The sequence below is a fragment of the Nocardioides speluncae genome (assembly GCF_003121585.1).
In the GTDB taxonomy this organism is placed as follows: Bacteria; Actinomycetota; Actinomycetes; order Propionibacteriales; family Nocardioidaceae; genus Nocardioides; species Nocardioides speluncae.
In genome coordinates, this window is sequence record NZ_QEOO01000037.1 from 119,608 (window position 1) to 136,733 (window position 17,126).

General features: G+C 68.2%; 19 protein-coding genes and 1 pseudogene. 12 read left to right on the forward strand and 8 right to left on the reverse strand.

The window, feature by feature from the left end; all coding sequences use genetic code 11:
• Positions 1-138: 138 nt before the first annotated feature.
• The gene (locus DDV73_RS20375; RefSeq protein ID WP_109509097.1) at positions 139-741 is read left to right on the forward strand and encodes an antibiotic biosynthesis monooxygenase; all 603 of its coding nucleotides are present in this window, start codon (positions 139-141) and stop codon (positions 739-741) included.
• Between the two features lie 576 nt (positions 742-1,317).
• Positions 1,318-1,497 (forward strand): annotated as a pseudogene (locus DDV73_RS20380) (DUF255 domain-containing protein); the annotation flags it as partial.
• Positions 1,498-2,004: 507 nt separating this feature from the next.
• Here DDV73_RS20380 and DDV73_RS20385 read toward each other — a convergent pair.
• From DDV73_RS20385 to DDV73_RS20400, 4 genes are all read right to left on the reverse strand, one after another.
• Positions 2,005-2,841 carry an SDR family oxidoreductase gene (locus DDV73_RS20385; RefSeq protein WP_109509098.1) on the reverse strand — a complete coding sequence of 279 codons (837 nt, stop codon included), beginning with the start codon at positions 2,839-2,841 and terminating at the stop codon, positions 2,005-2,007.
• A complete protein-coding gene (locus DDV73_RS20390; protein ID WP_109509099.1) occupies positions 2,838-3,971 on the reverse strand; it encodes an MBL fold metallo-hydrolase in 1,134 nt (377 codons plus the stop codon). Before DDV73_RS20390 ends, DDV73_RS20385 begins: the two co-directional genes overlap by 4 nt.
• A 55-nt stretch (positions 3,972-4,026) precedes the next feature.
• Complete coding sequence (locus DDV73_RS20395) at positions 4,027-5,031, reverse strand: AraC family transcriptional regulator (protein ID WP_109509100.1); 1,005 nt, start codon at positions 5,029-5,031, stop codon at positions 4,027-4,029.
• 116 nt (positions 5,032-5,147) lie between these two features.
• Positions 5,148-6,161, reverse strand: a complete 1,014-nt coding sequence (locus DDV73_RS20400) for a helix-turn-helix transcriptional regulator (protein ID WP_161962475.1) — start codon at positions 6,159-6,161, stop codon at positions 5,148-5,150.
• A 112-nt stretch (positions 6,162-6,273) separates the two neighbouring features.
• Here DDV73_RS20400 and DDV73_RS20405 point away from each other — a divergent pair, with 112 nt between their 5' ends.
• From DDV73_RS20405 to DDV73_RS20420, 4 genes are all read left to right on the forward strand, one after another.
• Positions 6,274-7,116, forward strand: coding sequence for an SDR family oxidoreductase (locus DDV73_RS20405; RefSeq protein WP_109509102.1), 843 nt, complete (start codon positions 6,274-6,276; stop codon positions 7,114-7,116).
• A gap of 421 nt (positions 7,117-7,537) precedes the next feature.
• Entirely contained in the window at positions 7,538-8,395 is an 858-nt protein-coding gene (locus tag DDV73_RS20410) for a hypothetical protein (RefSeq protein WP_109509103.1), read from the forward strand.
• 380 nt (positions 8,396-8,775) lie between these two features.
• Positions 8,776-9,054 (forward strand): DUF2332 family protein, encoded by a 279-nt coding sequence (locus DDV73_RS20415; protein ID WP_161962476.1) that lies wholly within the window; start codon positions 8,776-8,778, stop codon positions 9,052-9,054.
• The gene (locus tag DDV73_RS20420; protein WP_161962477.1) at positions 9,051-9,293 is read left to right on the forward strand and encodes a hypothetical protein; all 243 of its coding nucleotides are present in this window, start codon (positions 9,051-9,053) and stop codon (positions 9,291-9,293) included. Before DDV73_RS20415 ends, DDV73_RS20420 begins: the two co-directional genes overlap by 4 nt.
• Before the next feature lie 30 nt (positions 9,294-9,323).
• On the opposite strand, the gene DDV73_RS20425 is transcribed toward DDV73_RS20420, so the two are convergent.
• Positions 9,324-9,866, reverse strand: a complete 543-nt coding sequence (locus DDV73_RS20425; protein ID WP_109509106.1) for an Lrp/AsnC family transcriptional regulator — start codon at positions 9,864-9,866, stop codon at positions 9,324-9,326.
• 38 nt (positions 9,867-9,904) lie between these two features.
• On the opposite strand from DDV73_RS20425, the gene DDV73_RS20430 reads away from it, so the two are divergent.
• The 4 genes from DDV73_RS20430 to DDV73_RS20440 all read left to right on the forward strand — a co-directional run bounded on the left by DDV73_RS20430 (position 9,905) and on the right by DDV73_RS20440 (position 12,336).
• On the forward strand, positions 9,905-10,393 hold the full coding sequence (locus DDV73_RS20430; protein ID WP_161962478.1) for a DUF1579 family protein: 489 nt from the start codon (positions 9,905-9,907) through the stop codon (positions 10,391-10,393).
• Positions 10,394-10,522: 129 nt separating this feature from the next.
• Positions 10,523-10,792, forward strand: a complete 270-nt coding sequence (locus tag DDV73_RS28850; protein WP_206050988.1) for a hypothetical protein — start codon at positions 10,523-10,525, stop codon at positions 10,790-10,792.
• Positions 10,753-11,457 (forward strand): threonine ammonia-lyase, encoded by a 705-nt coding sequence (locus DDV73_RS20435; protein WP_240617411.1) that lies wholly within the window; start codon positions 10,753-10,755, stop codon positions 11,455-11,457. The genes DDV73_RS28850 and DDV73_RS20435 overlap by 40 nt, the downstream gene beginning before the upstream one ends.
• 72 nt (positions 11,458-11,529) lie before the next feature.
• Positions 11,530-12,336 (forward strand): NAD(P)-binding domain-containing protein, encoded by an 807-nt coding sequence (locus DDV73_RS20440; protein ID WP_109509108.1) that lies wholly within the window; start codon positions 11,530-11,532, stop codon positions 12,334-12,336.
• Here the strand turns inward: DDV73_RS20440 and DDV73_RS20445 are convergent.
• The 3 genes from DDV73_RS20445 to DDV73_RS20455 are packed head-to-tail and all read right to left on the reverse strand — an operon-like array spanning position 12,330 to position 15,006.
• Positions 12,330-13,562, reverse strand: coding sequence for an alpha/beta fold hydrolase (locus tag DDV73_RS20445; protein ID WP_161962479.1), 1,233 nt, complete (start codon positions 13,560-13,562; stop codon positions 12,330-12,332). The two genes, DDV73_RS20440 and DDV73_RS20445, sit on opposite strands and share 7 nt — an antisense overlap.
• Positions 13,559-14,338 (reverse strand): IclR family transcriptional regulator, encoded by a 780-nt coding sequence (locus DDV73_RS20450; RefSeq protein ID WP_109509110.1) that lies wholly within the window; start codon positions 14,336-14,338, stop codon positions 13,559-13,561. Before DDV73_RS20450 ends, DDV73_RS20445 begins: the two co-directional genes overlap by 4 nt.
• Positions 14,335-15,006, reverse strand: a complete 672-nt coding sequence (locus tag DDV73_RS20455; protein ID WP_109509111.1) for a hypothetical protein — start codon at positions 15,004-15,006, stop codon at positions 14,335-14,337. The genes DDV73_RS20450 and DDV73_RS20455 overlap by 4 nt, the downstream gene beginning before the upstream one ends.
• Before the next feature lie 100 nt (positions 15,007-15,106).
• Between DDV73_RS20455 and DDV73_RS20460 the strand changes: the two genes are divergently transcribed.
• Both DDV73_RS20460 and DDV73_RS20465 read left to right on the forward strand, forming a co-directional pair.
• Positions 15,107-16,207, forward strand: a complete 1,101-nt coding sequence (locus tag DDV73_RS20460) for a catechol 2,3-dioxygenase (protein ID WP_109509112.1) — start codon at positions 15,107-15,109, stop codon at positions 16,205-16,207.
• Complete coding sequence (locus DDV73_RS20465) at positions 16,207-17,118, forward strand: catechol 2,3-dioxygenase (protein WP_109509113.1); 912 nt, start codon at positions 16,207-16,209, stop codon at positions 17,116-17,118. Before DDV73_RS20460 ends, DDV73_RS20465 begins: the two co-directional genes overlap by 1 nt.
• The last annotated feature ends 8 nt before the right edge of the window (positions 17,119-17,126 follow it).

The following is a 17,126-nucleotide window of genomic DNA, read 5'->3' on the forward strand; positions in this document are numbered from 1 at the left end:
GTCTCGCGCGGGCAAAGTTGACCGAAACGGAGCCCGGAAAAACGGGAGCGGACTATGGCGTCTTCGCGTATTTCGGAGTAGGCAGGAACAACCGGCAGTGCCGGACGGGCACTGCCCCGTCCCAGAGAGGAGCGGGCCATGTACGCACGTTCCACTACGTTCCACGGGAGGCCCGACAACATCGACGCGGGCATTACCTTTGTCAATAACGAAGCCGGGCCCACGCTCGGCAAAATCGAGGGCTGTCGAGGCCTCTCGCTGCTGGTCGACCGCGAGAGCGGGCAGTGCATCGCTACCAGCTCGTGGGAGAGCGAGGCGGCGATGGGCGCCAGCGATGAGCAGCTTCGCCCGATCCGCGATCGCGGGCGGGACATTCTCGGCGCCTCCATGCAGGTCGACGAGTGGGAGATCGTCGTCATGCACCGCACCCACCACGGCGAGTGCTGTCGAGTCAGCTGGCTGCAGGGTGACCTCGAGACCATGACGGAGACGTTCCGGGTCGGGATCCTTCCCGAGCTGGAGCAGACACCTGGATTCTGTAGTGCCAGCCTGCTGGTGAACCGGTCGACCGGCCTGGGTTGCGCCACCACGGCCTGGGAGACCCGGGCGGCGATGGAAGATAGCCGCGCGGCGGCGAACGACATGCGCAGCCGGGCAGCCCGTGAGGCGAGTGGCGAGATCATCGACGTGCACGAGTTCGACCTGGCCTACGCGCACCTACACGTCCCCGAGATGGCCTGACAGCCGCGTTGTACGGCCGAACCCGTCCCAGACGGGCTCGGCCGCCGCCTGCGGGTAGCGCGAGCCCAACGCGTCGTACGGGCTGCAGGGACAAGCGAAGGTGCGTCATTCCGCCGCGTCTGCCCACACCGCCAAGTGCGCGCTCATGCCGACGAGCGGGCGCTGCCGGCGTCAGCGGCGAGGGCGCCGCTCGGTCGCCGTGAGGACGGGATCCAAACCCTCGGCCATGACCACGGCATCTGTGAACGCATCAGCCGACGTCGGGGGGTCGGCGACGATCCTTTGGCGGTCTTCTTGTGGCAAGCAGTAGCCGAGCCGCACACAGAGATCATCCAAGAGTCGAGCTGCGTCCACAGCGAGAACGGTGACCCGAGGAACGACCGACCATGCCGCTGGTCGCGCTGCTGCGAAGCCGCGTCAATCCGCCGCCTCTGACGCGGGTGCCTACCTACCTCGGCTCGCAAGATTCGACTGCCTGCCGCTGGTGTTCGGTGGCGGCGATTCCGAGCACTCCCGTGTATCAGGCTCGTGTATCACGCGACGTCGAGATTCTCGTCCGACGGGCTGATCCCGAGCATGGTGGAGGATGGTCGTGTGAACCGTCTGGCGTCAGCGACGAGCCCGTATCTCCTGCAGCACAAGGGGAATCCCGTCGACTGGTGGGAGTGGGGCGAGGAGCCGTTCGCGCAGGCGCGGGCCCGCAACGTTCCGGTGCTGCTGAGCGTCGGGTACGCCGCGTGCCACTGGTGTCACGTGCGCGGCCCACGCGTGGATCGCGGGCGTCGCCTGACATAACCGCAGGTCAGAGTCCTAATTCGTGCCGCCTGAGTTCATCGGCTACCACCGTTGGCCACGGATTCCGCGGCCTCGTGTATCACTCTCGTGTATCACGCGCCGGGGTTGGGCGATTGGGCAGCACGCCTCGGGCGCAGCTCGTGGTCGCGGCATACGAGGCGGGACTGATGAGCTGATCGGTCGCGTTCCGCCTGCGTGAGGCCGTGTCCCGACACCCGCAGGCCGCCACGCGTCACCGCCTCTCGGAGGTCGCGAGGTGCCGAGGTCAACCTTGTGGGCGCGACCATCACGACGAACACTCGCACGAACAGTTCGCTGAATACCCTGCGCCCTCCCCTCTGCCGACGGCTGCCGACGACACTGGCCGAGCGGCCCGGCGGTTCGTCGTCGACGTCCCGGTCCGACGGCAACCATCGCCCTACTCGGTCACCAACCCGGACAAGGTTGCCCGTGTCAGCCAAGGCGGTCTCACGCCCGGGTTCGAGGTCCGCCGTTGGCCAGCAGTTTGCGTTGTGTGCGGCGACCGTGGGCGGCGAGGATCGGTACGGCTGCGAGTCCGAGGTCGGGTACGGCGTCGCCGAGTCGGGCGGCCAGTCCCCGCCAGCGGGGAACGGGGGTCACGAGCCGTGGCTTGTCGAGCACCTTGCCGACCGCTGCGACGACCTCTTCGGGCTGCAGGAGCTTGCCGGAGAAGGACATGGCCGAGGCTGGGTCGTCGAGCTTGTCGTGCAGCATTGGTGTCCAGATGCCGTCGGGGCATACGCAGGAGATGTCGATGTCTTTGATGCCGGCGGCGCGTAGGTCGGCCATGGTGCTGAGGCTGAAGCCGAGCGCTGCGTGCTTGGAGCCGGAGTAGACGGCTTCGCCGGGGACCGCGGTGAGGCCGGCGAGGGAGACGATGTTGACGATGTGGCCGCCGCCGGAGCCGCGCATCGCGTCGATGGCTGCCACGGTGCCGTTGACGGTGCCGAGGGCGTTGACCTCGAGCATCATGCGGCGCTGGTCGGGGTGCTGGTCCCACGCGGGACCGGTGACGAGTACGCCGGCGTTGTTGACCCAGGTGTCCAGGCGCCCGGCTCTGGCGATGATCTCGTCACAGGCGGCCTCGACCTGGGCGTGCTCACGCACGTCCACGACGCGGGGGTACGCCGTGTCGCCGAGCTCGGCGGCAGTCGCCTCGGCAGCCGCGCCGTCGACATCGGTGACGAGCACGGTGTGGCCGCGGTTCATCAGCAGCTCGGCGATCTGCCTGCCCAGCCCACGGCCCGCTCCGGTGACGACGGCGCCCGCTCGGACAGCGCTCATCGCTGACCCGCCTTGATCTCGCCGTACTCGATGCCGCCGTGGCAGTACGTCGGGACGACCGGCCAGAACCGCTTCCAGGGCGCCAGCTCTGTCGACGGGAGGATCTGCAGCCAGCGCGGGTCGCGCTTGCTTGGGTCGGCCAGGGTCTTCTCCTTGACCATGGAGTCGTACTGGTCGAGGGAGTCCTCCAGGGTGTTTGCGTTGGGGCAGATCTCACGGCCGAAGGCCTCGTGGTAGCGCCGGACTCCGGGGATCTTCGAGAGCTCGGGCTGCCAGTTGTCCAGGGAGATCCCGTTCTCGGAGGAGACCCAGACGCCGTCGGGGGTGTTGATGACCAGCGAGTGGTTGCCGTCGGTGTGGCCGGGGGTCCACAGCAGCGCGACGCCGGGGCCGAGTTCGATATCGCCGTCGAATGTCACGAACCTGTCGGGGTCGACGCCGCCCAGGCCGTCCTCGACGTACCACGCCCACTGCATCGGGTGCATCGACTGGAGGGTGGCGAGCTCGCGGCTGTGCACCAGCATCTTCGCCTCGCCGAACAGCGGCTGGCGGGGAGAGGTCTCTCCCTCGATGACGTCGGTGGAGCCGAGGATCATCCGCGGGTCCTGCACGTGGAGGTGGTCGAAGGTGCAGAAGTCGATGTCGTCCGGCGCCAGGCCGAGCTTGGCGAGCACGTCACCTGGCTCGTTGTAGTACTTCAGGACGGTCTGCTCGATGAGGTGCCCGCCCGGCACCTTCTTCACCAGCGCCTGCAGGTTGCGATAGAAGGGCGCCTCGGCGGACCCGTCCGGGACCGTCGGCTCGAAAACCAGCGTGCGGGGCGTGCCGTTCCAGTCGTCGTACTGCACGACGAGCATCCGGTTGATCATCGAGATCAGCGGGAGGGTCGGGACCGACACGGCGTCGTGGAAGGCGTACTTGACGGGGTACGGCGCGGCCGCGATGTCCACAGACTTCACGGCGCGGACGATGCCCTGCTCCTTGAACCGGGTCTTGTACGCCGATGCTGCGTCGCGCACGGCCCGCAAGCGCTCGCCGCGCGGCCACACGTCGTGGACCCCGTCGAACTCGGGGACCGTCCGTGCGCCGATCTCAGTGAGCACTGTTGTTGAGGACTGCTGGGTGACCATGCTTCTAGCCTGCGACGGCTCGGCGTCAAGTACTTGTTCTCAGACGACAAGTCTGTCAGGCGCGTTGCCGAGCCCGGAGCTCGCGGGGACTGGTGCCGTGCCATCGGCGTACCGCGTGGGTGAGTGCCGACTGCTCGCTGAACCCGACCAGCATCGCCACCTGGCCCAGCGGTAGGTCTGTGGTCGTGATGTAGCGGTGCGCGGCCTCTCGGCGTACGTCGTCCAGGATCGCCTCGTGGGTGGTGCCTTCCTGCGCCAGCCGCCGTTGAAGGGTCCGGGGATGCATCGCGAGCAGGCGGCCGGAGCGGGCAAGGGAGGGGACGACGACGCCGAGGCTCTCGGCCAGGACGCGCCGGACCTGTGCGGACAGCTGGCTGTGGGGGTCGGGGAAGTGCCGGGCGAGGTAGTCCAGAGCGATCTGTCGAATCGCCTCGTCGGCACCGGCGAAGCGAAGGGCCAGCAGCTGACGCTCGACCCGCAGGGCCGCCGTGGTCGAGCCGAACTTCACGTCGACGCCGAAGAAGTCGAGGTAGCGGCTCACGGGCGAGATTGGCTGGTGCGGGAACTCCACCGACCGCAGGCCGGTGGTGCCCCCGACCAGGTGGGCCGCCACGTGATGAAACAGGCCGACCCCGAGCTCGATCGCCTGTGGGGAGTAGGTGGACTCGCGCAGGTCCTTGCGGTAGGTCAGAGCGACGACACCGCGCCGCCGACGCGGGTCGGGTTCGACGTCGACGCTGAGTGCGGGACTGTGGATGAACATGAAGCGGGAGGCGCATTGCAGGGCCTCGGCCACCGTTGCGGACGACTCGATGGCCAGCGCCAACGGTCCGAGGATGGTGAGATCCTGGGACTCGGCCAACCGCAGGCCGAAGTCTCGGCAATCGAGCTCAGCGGCGGCAGCATCGAGCATCAGGTCGTGCTCGGTGATCGGGATCAATCCGTCGGCAGACTCAAGCATGGACGCCGGGATGCCGAAGCGCCCAAGGTAGGCCTCGGGATCGCCACCGAGCTCACGAACCAGCGCCACGAAACCGCGCAGGCTCGCGGCTCGAATCATCGGCGCCACAGGTGAAGGCTAAGCCTGCGCGGAGACTGCATGTGCGGGTGCCGCCGGGGCGGGCCCGCCCGATCCTCATACGGGGTCCCGGGCAGCGGGGTGCCGCGTAGCCGAAGTCAGGGCGCCATGCTCCCCGCGGCAGATGCGAACGCGCCTGCTCGCTCTTGAAGCAACGCGACGAGTTCCGGCGAGTCGAGCACCTCGAATGGCCAGCGCACCCACAGCAGACCTCCGGCGAGCACCTCGAGTCGTACGTCGGCGATCTGCCAGAGCGTCGCCGCCTCACCCGTCGACAGGTTCACGGCGGTGAAGTCCGAGGCGAAGCCGCCCATATAGGCTTGCACCTGCTCGATCGGGGCGTGTATGCGAATGGTGGCCTGGTGGGTGCGCGGAGGTGCGCCGAGCTGCTTCGATAGGAACGCGACCGGATCGCCGCCCGGAACCGGCCGCGCAGTGAAGCGGGTCCCGGTGGGTTCGGCTCGGGTGATCCTGTCGACTCGCAGCGCCCGCCAGCCACGCTCGGGGTCTCGGCACACGAGGAACCACCGCGTGCCCCGCGGCACCAGAGCCGCCGGCTCCACCTGCCGTGCCGGGTCCTGTCCGGCCTCGGGACCGGCGGTGTGCATGTAGCGCAGCCGTACCCGCTCAGAATCACGGCAGGCCAGCGCGAGGGCACCCAGCACCTCGGCGTCCAGCGGCGCCGGATAGGCGCCGGACGCCGCGTTGGGGCTGTCCGCCAGCGAGACAGAAGATCGAAGGGCCCGTACGCGCCGTCGTGCCTTCGCGGGCATGACCTGCTCGATCTTGGCTAGCGCGGTCAGTGTCAGCTCGCCGCCACCCGCTGAGCCGCTGGCCGCTGACGACGCGAGTGCGGCGGCAGTGGCCAGCGCCTCGCCGGGCGTGAACACCAGCGGCGGTAGGTCACTGCCCCGCGCGAGCCGATACCCGCCGTCGGGGCCACGCTTCGCCTCGATGTGGTAGCCCAGCCGTCGCAATCGCTCGATGTCGCGCCGCAACGTCCGGCCGTCGGCTCCAAGCCGCCGCGCGAGCTCGCCGCCGGGCCAGGAGCGACGAGCCTGGAGCAGCTCGAGCAACCTCAGGGCGCGTTCGGTCGGAGCACTCTCCAGCATCGAAAGCACCTCCGAAAGGTGAGGTAAGTTGAGGACACTATACGTCCTAAACACGGTGAAGTATGAGTTGTGAAGGCGCCGGAGAACCCGGCGCAGACCTAAGGAGCACCACATGACCATCCTCGTCACCGGCGCCACCGGCGCCGTCGGCCGGCACCTCGTCGCCACCCTGCTCGAGCGCGGTGCCGATGTCCGCGCCCTCACGCGCAAGCCCGAGGACGCCGCACTCCCGGATGGTGTCGAGGTCGTCGCCGGCGACTTGGCTGACGCCTCGACCCTCGGGCCCGAGGTGTTCGGGGGCGTCGACCGGGTGTTCGTCTTCCCTGCCCACGGTGTCGAGGCGTTTGTGGACGCGGCGGTCGCGGCTGGCGTCCACCGCTTCACCGTCCTCTCCTCGCTGGCGGCGGCCCGAGAGTTCCCCCGTGATAATGGCTCGGCAAGCCAGCTCCACCACAGCGCGGTCGAGGCCGCCGTCACCGAGCGCACTGACGCATGGACGATCCTGCGTCCCGGTACCTTCGCCAACAACCTGCTCTCGTGGTCCTGGCAGATCCGCTCAGGCGCCCCGATCCGCGCCCCCTACCTCGCCTCCGCTCAGGCGCCGATCCACGAGTACGACGTCGCCGAAGCCGCCGCCGAGACCCTGCTCACCGACGACCACCTCGGCGAGGTCATCGCAATGACCGGACCAGAGGCGATCACTCGCGGCGGACAGGTCGCCGCGATCGCTGGGGCCCTGGACCGAGATGTACCACTCATCGAGATCACGCCCGAGGAGTTCCGCGCCGAGACCGAACAGTTCATCCCCGAGCCGGTGATGAAGATGCTGCTCGACTACTGGAGCGACACACTCACCACGCCCGACCAGCCGCGCCCTGTCACCCCGGTCACCGGCCGCCCCGGCCGTTCGCTCGCACAGTGGGCGACCGACCACCAGGCCGACTTCATGGGTTGATCGCAGCCCGAGAGGGGCCGGGCGCCCGGTCGCCAGTGGTAGGGCAACGGCCGGGCGCCAGCACATGGATCGGGACCCACCAGCCCGTCCGAGGTCCGCTCGGCCGCCCTGGCTATGGACACGGCGGTGTCGATCCGCAGCCGGGCCTCGACAACGTGCGCACGGCTGCGACCGGCTAGTGCCCTGCACCGGTGCAGGGCACTAGGATCCGGTTCGTGGACGCGACGTCTCGGGTGGGCGGTGCCCGACGGTTGCCTTGGCGGTGTTGGTTCGACTGTCGTGCTGGTTTCACCTGGCTGCGGTGCTGGCGGCGAGCTGGAGCGCCTGGATCCGTACAACGCGGTGATCGATGCGGTTGAGCAGTACCCGTTGGTGGCGCTGGGCGAGTATCACCAGATGGAGCAGTGGCACGAGTTCATGCGTGAGCTTGCTCGAGCGAGACGCGTTCGTCGTGGCGGTCGACGACTTGGTCGTCGAGTTCGGCAACGCCCTCCACCAGCCGATCGCCGACCGCTTCCTCCTTGACCTGGCGCAGGTACCCCAGGCCCGGCTGTCCCAGATCTGGCGCGACACCATCGGGGGCCGAGTCCTGTGGGACGCCCCGGTGTATGAGGCGTTCTTCCGCAAGGTACGCGCAGTCAACGAAACTCTGCCCGCCGACCGCCGGCTCCGCGTGTTGCTCGGTGACCCCGACATCGACTTCTCACAGGTCCACAGCGCGGCCGACATCCCGGAGACAGTCGATCGGGACGCCTTCTACGCCGACCTCGTCGAGCGCGAGGTCTTGGCCGCCGGCAGGCACGCGGTCCTGATCGCGGGGGCCGATCATCTGCGCCGCGGCGTACATGCCAACAGCGGACCCGACGACCCGAACGTCGCGACGCTGCTGGACCGTGAGCACCGCGACGACCTGTACGTTATCTACCCACTGCCCGACCCCGCCCTCGGCGGAAGAGTCGACGCGGACCTTGCCGACTGGCGCCGGCCATCGATGGCTCGAGTCGACGGCACCTGGCTGGGCGCTCGGGAACTGCCGCACCGAGTGATGGGTGACGACCCCGCCTTTGACCAACAGGTCGACGCCGTCCTCTGGTTCGGCCCGACTGATACCTTGACGCGCTCCCGCGCAGATCCGGCGCTCTACGAGTCGGGTCCCTACGCCACAGAGCTCGCCCGCCGCAGCATCATCCTCTCGGCGTACTTCGGCGAGCATATCGATCTGGTCGCCGAAGGCCGCGCCCTCGCAACGGCCGACCCCGCCCTCGACCACGCGCCATGAGATAACGCGAGCGTCCGTCAGAGGAATACTCAACGGACACCGCCAGAGACAGCCGCCGGCAGGACCTGATACGGCGGGTCGTTGTTGCCGGCAGTTTGTACGGCTCGATATGCGGCATCCGAGATGTCGTGGGTCGCTCGGGAGCCGATGGCCGCAAGGTGACTTCGGGGGCTTGTCGCGGCCATCCACGACTATCACACGAGCCCGACCTCCAGTGACGTCAGAGTTCACGGTCACCCGCTGCTGAGGTTCACGCCCCTCCGCATCCAGGAAGGTCCGCCTGGCAGGAAACGGCATGAGCCCCGTTATGCGCTTACCGCATGACAACCATGCCTGAGTTGCGCTTGTCGCAATCCGCTGGCGGCTGCAGACTCGCCCGTATGACACCCCGAACTCCCACGGCCGCCGGCATCCGTCCCGAGGCAGTGAGGGTGGTCGAGCGCCACGGCTGCGACCTCGACCCCATCGACGCGACCCGGCCCGCAGGTGGCCGCTACCTGACGTCGTTCGTGTGGCCCTTCGACCTGGCCAGGCGCGAACGGCTGGCCGCGGCGCTCGACACAGCCCGAACCCATCCGGTCATCGTGGATCGCGCCCCTGCCTCGGTGTGGCTGCCCGATCAACTCTCCCTCCCCGTCGATGGGACGTGCTCACAGTGATCTGGACCTCGATCACCCAGCAGTACTGGCCGACAACCGAGTCCGAGGCCGTCGAGGATGCCGTCGTGGACGCGCGGAGCCGAATCCGGCTCGCACGAATCACCATGGAAGGCGTCCCGCCGACCGAAAACCGAGGCGGGTATGACCTCGCCGAACACGGGCCAGCACTGCGGGTGGACGGTGAGCTGATCGCGCGGTCACACCACCACGGCCTCCCTGTCGTTCCCAATGCCCGGTAGCCGATCCTCATGCGGCCATCGATCCAGGGGTCACCGGGTGGGCAGGTAGGTGCCGGTGCGAAGGGGGTCGAGCACGAACATGGTCGTGTACCGCTTGACGTTGGGTGCGTCGTTGAACAGGTGGTTGGCGAGTTCGTTGTGACGGTCCATGCCGGTGGCGGCGAGCAGGACGACGTAGTCCCATTCTCCGGCGACGTCGTAGGCCTGCTGTACCTCGGGCACCGCGAGCAGGCGGCGCCGAAACGCGTCGTGGTGCCCGCTGGACTCGCGTTCGAGTGTGATCAGGACGACCGCCAGCACGATGTCGGCAGTGCGACGAGGGTCGAGCACCGCGACGTGGCGCGTCAGCACCTTCGCCGACCGGTAGCGGTCTATTCGTCGTTGCACGGCACTGGCTGAGAGTCCCACCTTCTCGCCCAGGACCCGCAGGGACCGGCTTGCGTCGCGCTGAAGCTCGTCGAGCAGACGATGGTCGATCTCATCCAATGTAAGGCGGTGTCTGGGCACGCAACATTGTTGCGTCAGGGCGCCGGAAGTTTCAATTTCCACCGGCTCACCTGCGCTTACGGTCATAGGGAACCGACGTACCGATGATTGAAGGAGACAGAACCATGAGCGAGACAGCCCAGGACACGCAGGACCAGATGGTGCCCACACCGGACTCGGCACTGAGCCAGCTCGACCGGTTTGTCGGGACCTGGAACATGGAGGGTCGGCTCGAGGGTCAGGAGGAGGCCACCATCCATGGACGCACCACCTACGAGTGGCTGCCCGGGGGATTCTTCCTCAAGCAGCACCTGACCATGGACTTCGCTGGCTACGTCGAGATCGACAGCACTGAGATCGTCCGCTACGACCCCGAGACGGGCATCTTCCCGTCGCAGGTCTTCTCCAACCTCTCGCCGGAGCCGCTGCCCTACACCTGGCAGCTCGATGGCGACGAGCTGCGGATCGCGGTCTCCTACGGGCCGCTCGACGCGACGTTCCACGGCCGGTTCAGCGAGGACGGGGACAGCTTCTCGGGCGCCTGGGCCCCCAACCCGGGCGCCGATCCGCAAGTCAACCTGCCCTACACCATCGGCGGCAACCGGATCGCCTGAACCAGCCGGGCGCCCCGCCACTAACAACAGGTGGGATCCCTTGGGCCGCGACACCGGCTGCCCGGGGATCCCACCTTGTCAGGTGCGGTGGCCGGGCATCGGGTCGTCGTTCCATCGGGCGAGTGAAAGATGCCGAACACAACAACCGATCTTGATCCGGCTCAGATCGCCGTCGCGACCGGCGTCATCCCAGACGTGTTCTTGAACAGCCCACAGTTCATCGATCCGATGCTCACCGCCGCACTTGGCCGGCCGGTCGTGGTGAAGGTCGAAACGGCCAACCCGCTGCGTAGCTTCAAGGGCAGGGGGCAGAGTTTCTGCTGCACCGACTCGACGAGGCCGGTACGAGCGCGCCCCACCTGGTCTGCGCGTCAACGGGGAACTTCGGCCAGGCCGTGACCTATGCGGCCGTGCGCCGGGGCAAACGGGTCACCGTGTTCGTCCCGGCCGACGTCAACCCCAGCAAGCGCACCCGGATGGAGCGCCTCGGCGCACGAGTCGTTCTCTCGCAGGGCGACGGCGACACCGCAGAAGCCGAAGCCCGAGCGTTCGCCGCCGGGCAGCATGACGCCCTGCTGATCGAGGACGGCCGGGAGCCCGCGATCGCCGAGGGCGCAGGCACCATCGGGATCGAACTGCTCAAGCATCCGATCACCGTCGTCATCCCGGTCGGCGACGGCGCGCTGGTCACCGGCATCGGATGCTGGGTGAAAGCACACGCACCCGACGTTCGGGTCATCGGAGTCTGCGCCAGCGGAGCGCCCTGCATGGTGGACAGCTGGCGCGCCGGCCAGCCGATTACAACCGAGCGCGCCGACACGATCGCCGAAGGCATCGCCGTTCGTGATCCGATACCCGAGTCCGTTGCACGAATGGAAGCCCTCGTCGACGACATGGTCCTCGTTGACGACGCAGACTTGCTCGACGCGATCGACCTCGCCTTCCAGCACCTCGGAGTCGCGCTCGAACCGTCCGGCGCCGCAGGCCTGGCGGCGCTCACCGTCCACAACCTCCCCGGCAGCCTGCCCGCCACAGTCCTCACCGGGGCAAACCCGCGTCCGTGACCACACGCTGGCGAGTGGTCCTTCCGCACTTCAAGGCGAGCCGTCAAGGCCCAGCAGAGAAGGACATATCTGATGTCAAGTGTCAAGGATCGTCCCGTTGCGTACGGGTTCGTGGGAGCGGGTGAGATCACAGCCGCCATCGTGAAAGGCCTCAGCGCCGATGCTGCCGGCCCTCCTGCCATCTTCCTGTCGCCACGCGGGCGCCGGATCGGGCACGACCTGGCCAGCCTGTTCCCGAACGTGCGGGTATGCGACAGCAACCAGGACGTGCTCGACAACGCGACGACAATCCTCCTCGCGGTCCGCCCGCCGATCACTCGTGCTGTCCTGGAGGACCTATCGTTCCGACCGGAACACGTGGTGATCAGCGCAGTGGCCGGCGTCCGCCTGGAACGGCTGCGAGACTGGGCCGCACCCGCCGGCCACATCCTCCGCGCCGTACCCCTGCCGCAGGCGGATCGACGCCAGAGCCTGACCGTGATGTTCCCGGACCACACCGTTGGCCATGCGCTGTTTCGCCGTGTCGGCGACGTCCTCATGGCGAGCGACGAAGAGACATTCGACGCCTTCAGCGCGGCGACCGCAACCTTCGCAGCGCATCTCGACTACCTCAACACCATCGCACACTGGTTGACCGACCATGGCGTGGACGATCCCACCGCGACGGCCTACACCGCACACATTTTCGGTCAGCTGGGACACGCCTTGTTGCAGCACACCGACACCCTCACCACATTGACCGACAAGCACATGACCCCGGGCGGAAACAACGAACAACTAATGTCCGATCTGCGGCGTGCCGGTGTGCCTGACATCGTGCGATCTGCCCTCGACCGCATCCTGGATCGCCTACGCACCCACGATCCTGTGGCTCAGTGAGGCAGCTCGAGGAAGTTCGAGACCATGCGGTTGAACGCTTCCGCGTGCTCGATCTGGACCCAGTGTCCGCATCGGCCGAAGACGTGCAGCTGGGAGTTGTCGATCAACTTGTGCAGGCGCAACGAGTTGGCCAGGGGGATCACCTGGTCGTCGCGTCCGTGCACCAGGAGTGTCGGCTGCTCGATCGCCCGGATGAGGTCCGCGTCGATCGTCATGGCGTCCACGCTGGCTTGGCGCGGCGCCGGGAACATCGCCCGGTAGGCCTCCTGGACGCCCGGGCGCGTTGCGGCCTCCAGGCGCAGCCGGGCGAGGTCGTCGTCCACCAGGGTGCGGTCGTGGGCGAAGATGTCGAGCAGCGCCCGCATGTTGGGCAGGGACGGCTCGAAGCCCCAGACCGCATCCAGCCCAGGGGTGAGGTCGAAGGGGACGCCGACGCTTCCCATGAGGACGAGCCTGTCGACGCGCTGCGGGAATCGGGTGGTGAGGCTGAGGGCTAGGGCGCCACCGAAGCTGTTCCCCACCAAGGACACGCGCTCGAGTCCGAGGGCGTCGAGGAAGCCGACGAGGTGGTTGGTCCAGGTATCGAGGTTGTACGTCGTTCCATCCGGTCGCTCGGTGTAGCCGAAGCCGAGGATGTCGGGGGCGAGCACGCGGAACCGCTCGGACAGGGATGGGAGTGTGAGTCGCCAGTTGGCCCAGGCGCTGACCCCCGGTCCGGACCCGTGGATCAGCACGACCGGAGCGCCGGTCCCGACGTCCTGGTAGTTGGTCCGGATGCCGTGGACGTCGACCGTCTCTCCGATCTCGGGGTTGGCCGGGTTGGCGCTCTCCATCGCGTTACTCCTTCCTCGGGCTTCGGCGAGCAGCCACTCGCGCATCGACCGCCGCGGCTCCGGAGGCGGCACCATCGCCTCGACCCAGCCATCGACGACGCGGGTGGGGTAGAGGGTGGCGCCGCCATCGGGGAGGTCGGTGCGTTCGCCCGTCAGGAGGTCGAAGCGCCAGAAGTGACCGGGACAGACGAGAGTCCCGTCCTTCACGATCCCACCCGAGAGGGCGATGTCCCGGTGTGGACAGCGGTCGAGCATGGCCACGTGCTCGCCCTCACCCGTCAGCACCACGCAGACCCGGTCCCGGTCCTGCCCGGAGTCGCCGACGACCTTCCCGACCGGCCGACCGGGCACAAGCTCCTCGACGCGGCAGACCTGTTCCCAGGCCGCGGTCACTGGACCCACCCCAGGCCGGAGGAGATGCGCATGGCCGTCTCGATGACGGGGCCGATCAGGTGGCGCAGCCCACGGTCCACGTCGTCGACGTACTCCGCCACCGACACCGAGGCGACCACCTGGCCGAGCGGATCGCGGATCGGTGCGGCGATCGAGCACATGCCGAGCTGCCACTCACCGCGGTTCTCGGCGTACCCCTGGCTGCGGACCCGGGCCAGCTCGGCGAGGAAGTCCGTCCTGGAGGTGATCGTCCGGGGTGTCTTCGGTGTCAGGCGCAGCTCTTGGACGAGGCGCTTCTGGCGGTCGCTCGGGAGAAACGCCAGGAGCACCTTCCCGCTCGCGGTCATGTGGGCCGCGTTTCGGCTGCCGACAGCACGGAAGACCTGGATGGCGCCCGGTCCCTCCCGCCGCTCGATGTACAGCACATCGACGCCGTCGAGGATCGCGATGTGCAGGGTGCCCACGGTCTTGCTGCGCAGCTGGTCGAGCGGGATCGTCGCCGCTTCGTGCAGGCGCTGGGCGGTCTCGGCGCTGGCGCCCAGCGAGCGCATCGTCGAGCTGAGCCGGAACAGTCCGGTCTCCTCGACCTTCTCGAGCAGGCCTTCCTCCACCAGGGTCCAGATGACCCGGTGGGCGGTGCTCTTGCCGACACCGACCCGACGGGCGAGCTGGCTGACTCCCAGCTGGGTGCTGTGCTTGCCGAACTCGCGCAGTATCCGCGCGGCCGTGGCGACGCTGGAGAGCCGCTCGGCGCCGGGCGTCGCATGCTCGGTCATCGGCTGATGTCCTCCAGTACGGCGTTGAGGCACGAGGCGGCCGGCGTTCCCGGGTCCGGAACCACTCTTCCCGAGGTGAGGTCGGTGGCCAGCAGCGCGGTGGCCCGGTCCAGCCCGTTGCGAACGCAGACGCCCAGCTCGTCGACGGCCCGGGCCTGCTGGGGCAATGCACGTCGGATCCGTTCGAGGTCCCGGAGGGTTTTGGCGTGCTGGTTGGCGAGGGCGACCCCGGAGTGCTGGGCGTGGTGCGGGCTCAGGCCACCCCCGACGGCGACGGCGAGGTGGTAGACGGTGTCGGCAACCCCGAGCACGCGTCGTACGTCGGCGGGGGAGTCCTCGCCCAGGAGCCCCAGGTCGGGCATGACCGAGGGGTCGTAGAACCGCACCGTCCACGTGACCCCGTGGTACTCGTCGGTGTACTCGACCTCCGGTCCGTGCAGCGCCGGCAGCGAGTCGGTGGTGGCGAGCAGGTGCAGTCGCCGGGCGGCAGCCGCGATGACGGTGACCTCGCGCGCGGCGACCAGCGGCAGTGCTCCCCGCTCGGCGGGCGGCAGGTGCCGGACGTGGTCGAGGTACGTCGCGTGCACCCCCCGGACGTAGTCCCGGACCAGGTCGCGCATCGCTTCCGGTCGGGGCACGGACTTGTCATCGGTCACGTCGTCGGGCACTGCACCAGCGTGACTCCTTTCCGGCGCGAAAGACATCTTGTGTTCCGTATGGCGGAACAGTGCAGGCCTGCCACCGGCCCCGGAGCGAAGTATTGGGCACATGGTTGATGTGAACGGCATCACAGCGCACCCGGACCTGATCGAGGGCACTCCCGCCGGCACCCGCCGCGAGTACGCCGCCGGCGCGCCGGGGGACCGGAGCCGGTTCGATCCGTCCGACACCCGCCAGGCGGCCGCGCTGGCACGTCGCACCGGCCGCAGCACCGTACCCGGACCGCCACGCGGCATCCTCCGGCTGGGACACGTCGACGTGACCGTGACCGACCTCGACCTGGCCACGGCCTACTACACCGGGGTGATGGGGATGGAGATCAGCGCCCTCACCCAGGACTCGGTGTATCTGAAGTGCTGGGACGAGGAGGACCACCACTCGCTGCGACTGCGGTACGCGCCCCGGATGGGGATGGACCTGATGTCGTTCAAGGTCCACCACGAAGACGACCTGGCCGACCTGGAGGGCAAGGTCTCCAGGTACGGCTTCCCGGTCGAGCGGATCAGCAACGGTGAGGTGCTGGGTCAGGGCGAGTCCATCCGCTTCTCCACCCCGAGCGGGCACGTCATGGAGCTGGTCGCCGACGTCGAGAGGGTGGGCACCTCCCGGCCCCGCCACCTCCCCGACCCCGGCTCGGACGACCAGCCGTTCCCGCGCGACCGGATCTGTCCGCCGCGGATGGACCACATGCTCATCCATGCCGAGGAGGTCGGCGAGTCGACGAGGTTCTTCATGGACGTGCTGGGCTTCCGGATCACCGAGCAGCTCCTGGACGGCAACGGGCACCAGCTCGGCACCTGGCTGGAGCGGTCGCACTCTCCCCACGACCTCGCGATCGTGCACGGTGCGAACGGCGGTCTCCACCACTTCGCCTACTGGCTCGACGACTGGGACGACGTGCGGGATGCGGCCGACGTCCTGGCCTACAACGGCATCCAGCTCGACGTCGGTCCGACCCGGCACGGCATCACCCGTGGCTCGACCATCTACTTCTTCGACCCGCTCGGGACTCGCAACGAGGTCTTCACCGGCGGCTACCGCCCCGACCCCGACTTCCCGACCCTGACCTGGACCGAGGACAACATCGGCCGCGCCGTCTTCTACTACGAGGGCGAGGTCAACGACCGATTCATGAGAGTGCACACCTGATGACGATCCTGCGCCTGTCCCACGTCGAGATCCGGGTCCCCGATCTCGAGCTCGCCACCGCCTACTACTCCGAGGTCATCGGCATGATCGAGACCGGGAGGGACTCCTCCCGGGTCTTCCTGAAGTGCTGGGACGAGCACCAGCACCACAGCGTCATCCTGACCATGGAGCCCACCCACGGCCTGAACCACTTTGGCTTCAAGGTCACCGACGCCGAGGATCTCGACCACTACCAGGAGCGCCTCGAGGCCGCCGGTGTCGCCGTACGCCGCCACGCCGCCGACGAGTGGGCGCCCGGCCACGGGACCTCGATCCGCTTCACGCTGCCCAGTGGCCACGACATGGAGCTGGTCTACGGCATGCAGCAGGTCGGGAACCTGCTCCCGCAGACCAACCCCCCGCCGCGGCCGATGGGCCTGGTCGGCATCGCACCGCCGCGGGTCGACCACGTGTTCCTGACTGCCGAGGAGGTCGACACCAACACCCGCTTCCTCGTCGAGCACCTCGACTTCCGGCTCACCGAGCAGATCGTCGGGGACGACGGCTTCCAGATCGCGAGCTGGCTCGAGGTGTCCCACCGCTCGCACGACATCGCGTTCATCACCGGACCGAACCAGGGACTGCACCACTTCGCCTACTGGGTGGACGGCTGGAACGACCTGCGCAACGCGGCGGACGCCTGCGTCTACCACGGCGTCAACGTCGAGATGAACCCGACGCGTCACGGTGCCACCCGCGGCCAGTGCCTCTACTTCTTCGACCCGGTCGGCAACCGCAACGAGATGTTCACCGGCGGCTACTGGGTCGACCCCGGCGCCGAGCCGGTGACCTGGACCGAGGCCGAGATGGGCCGGGCGATGTTCTACTACGACGGCGTCGTGAACCAGCAGTTCCTCACGGTGCACAGCTGAGGGGCGCC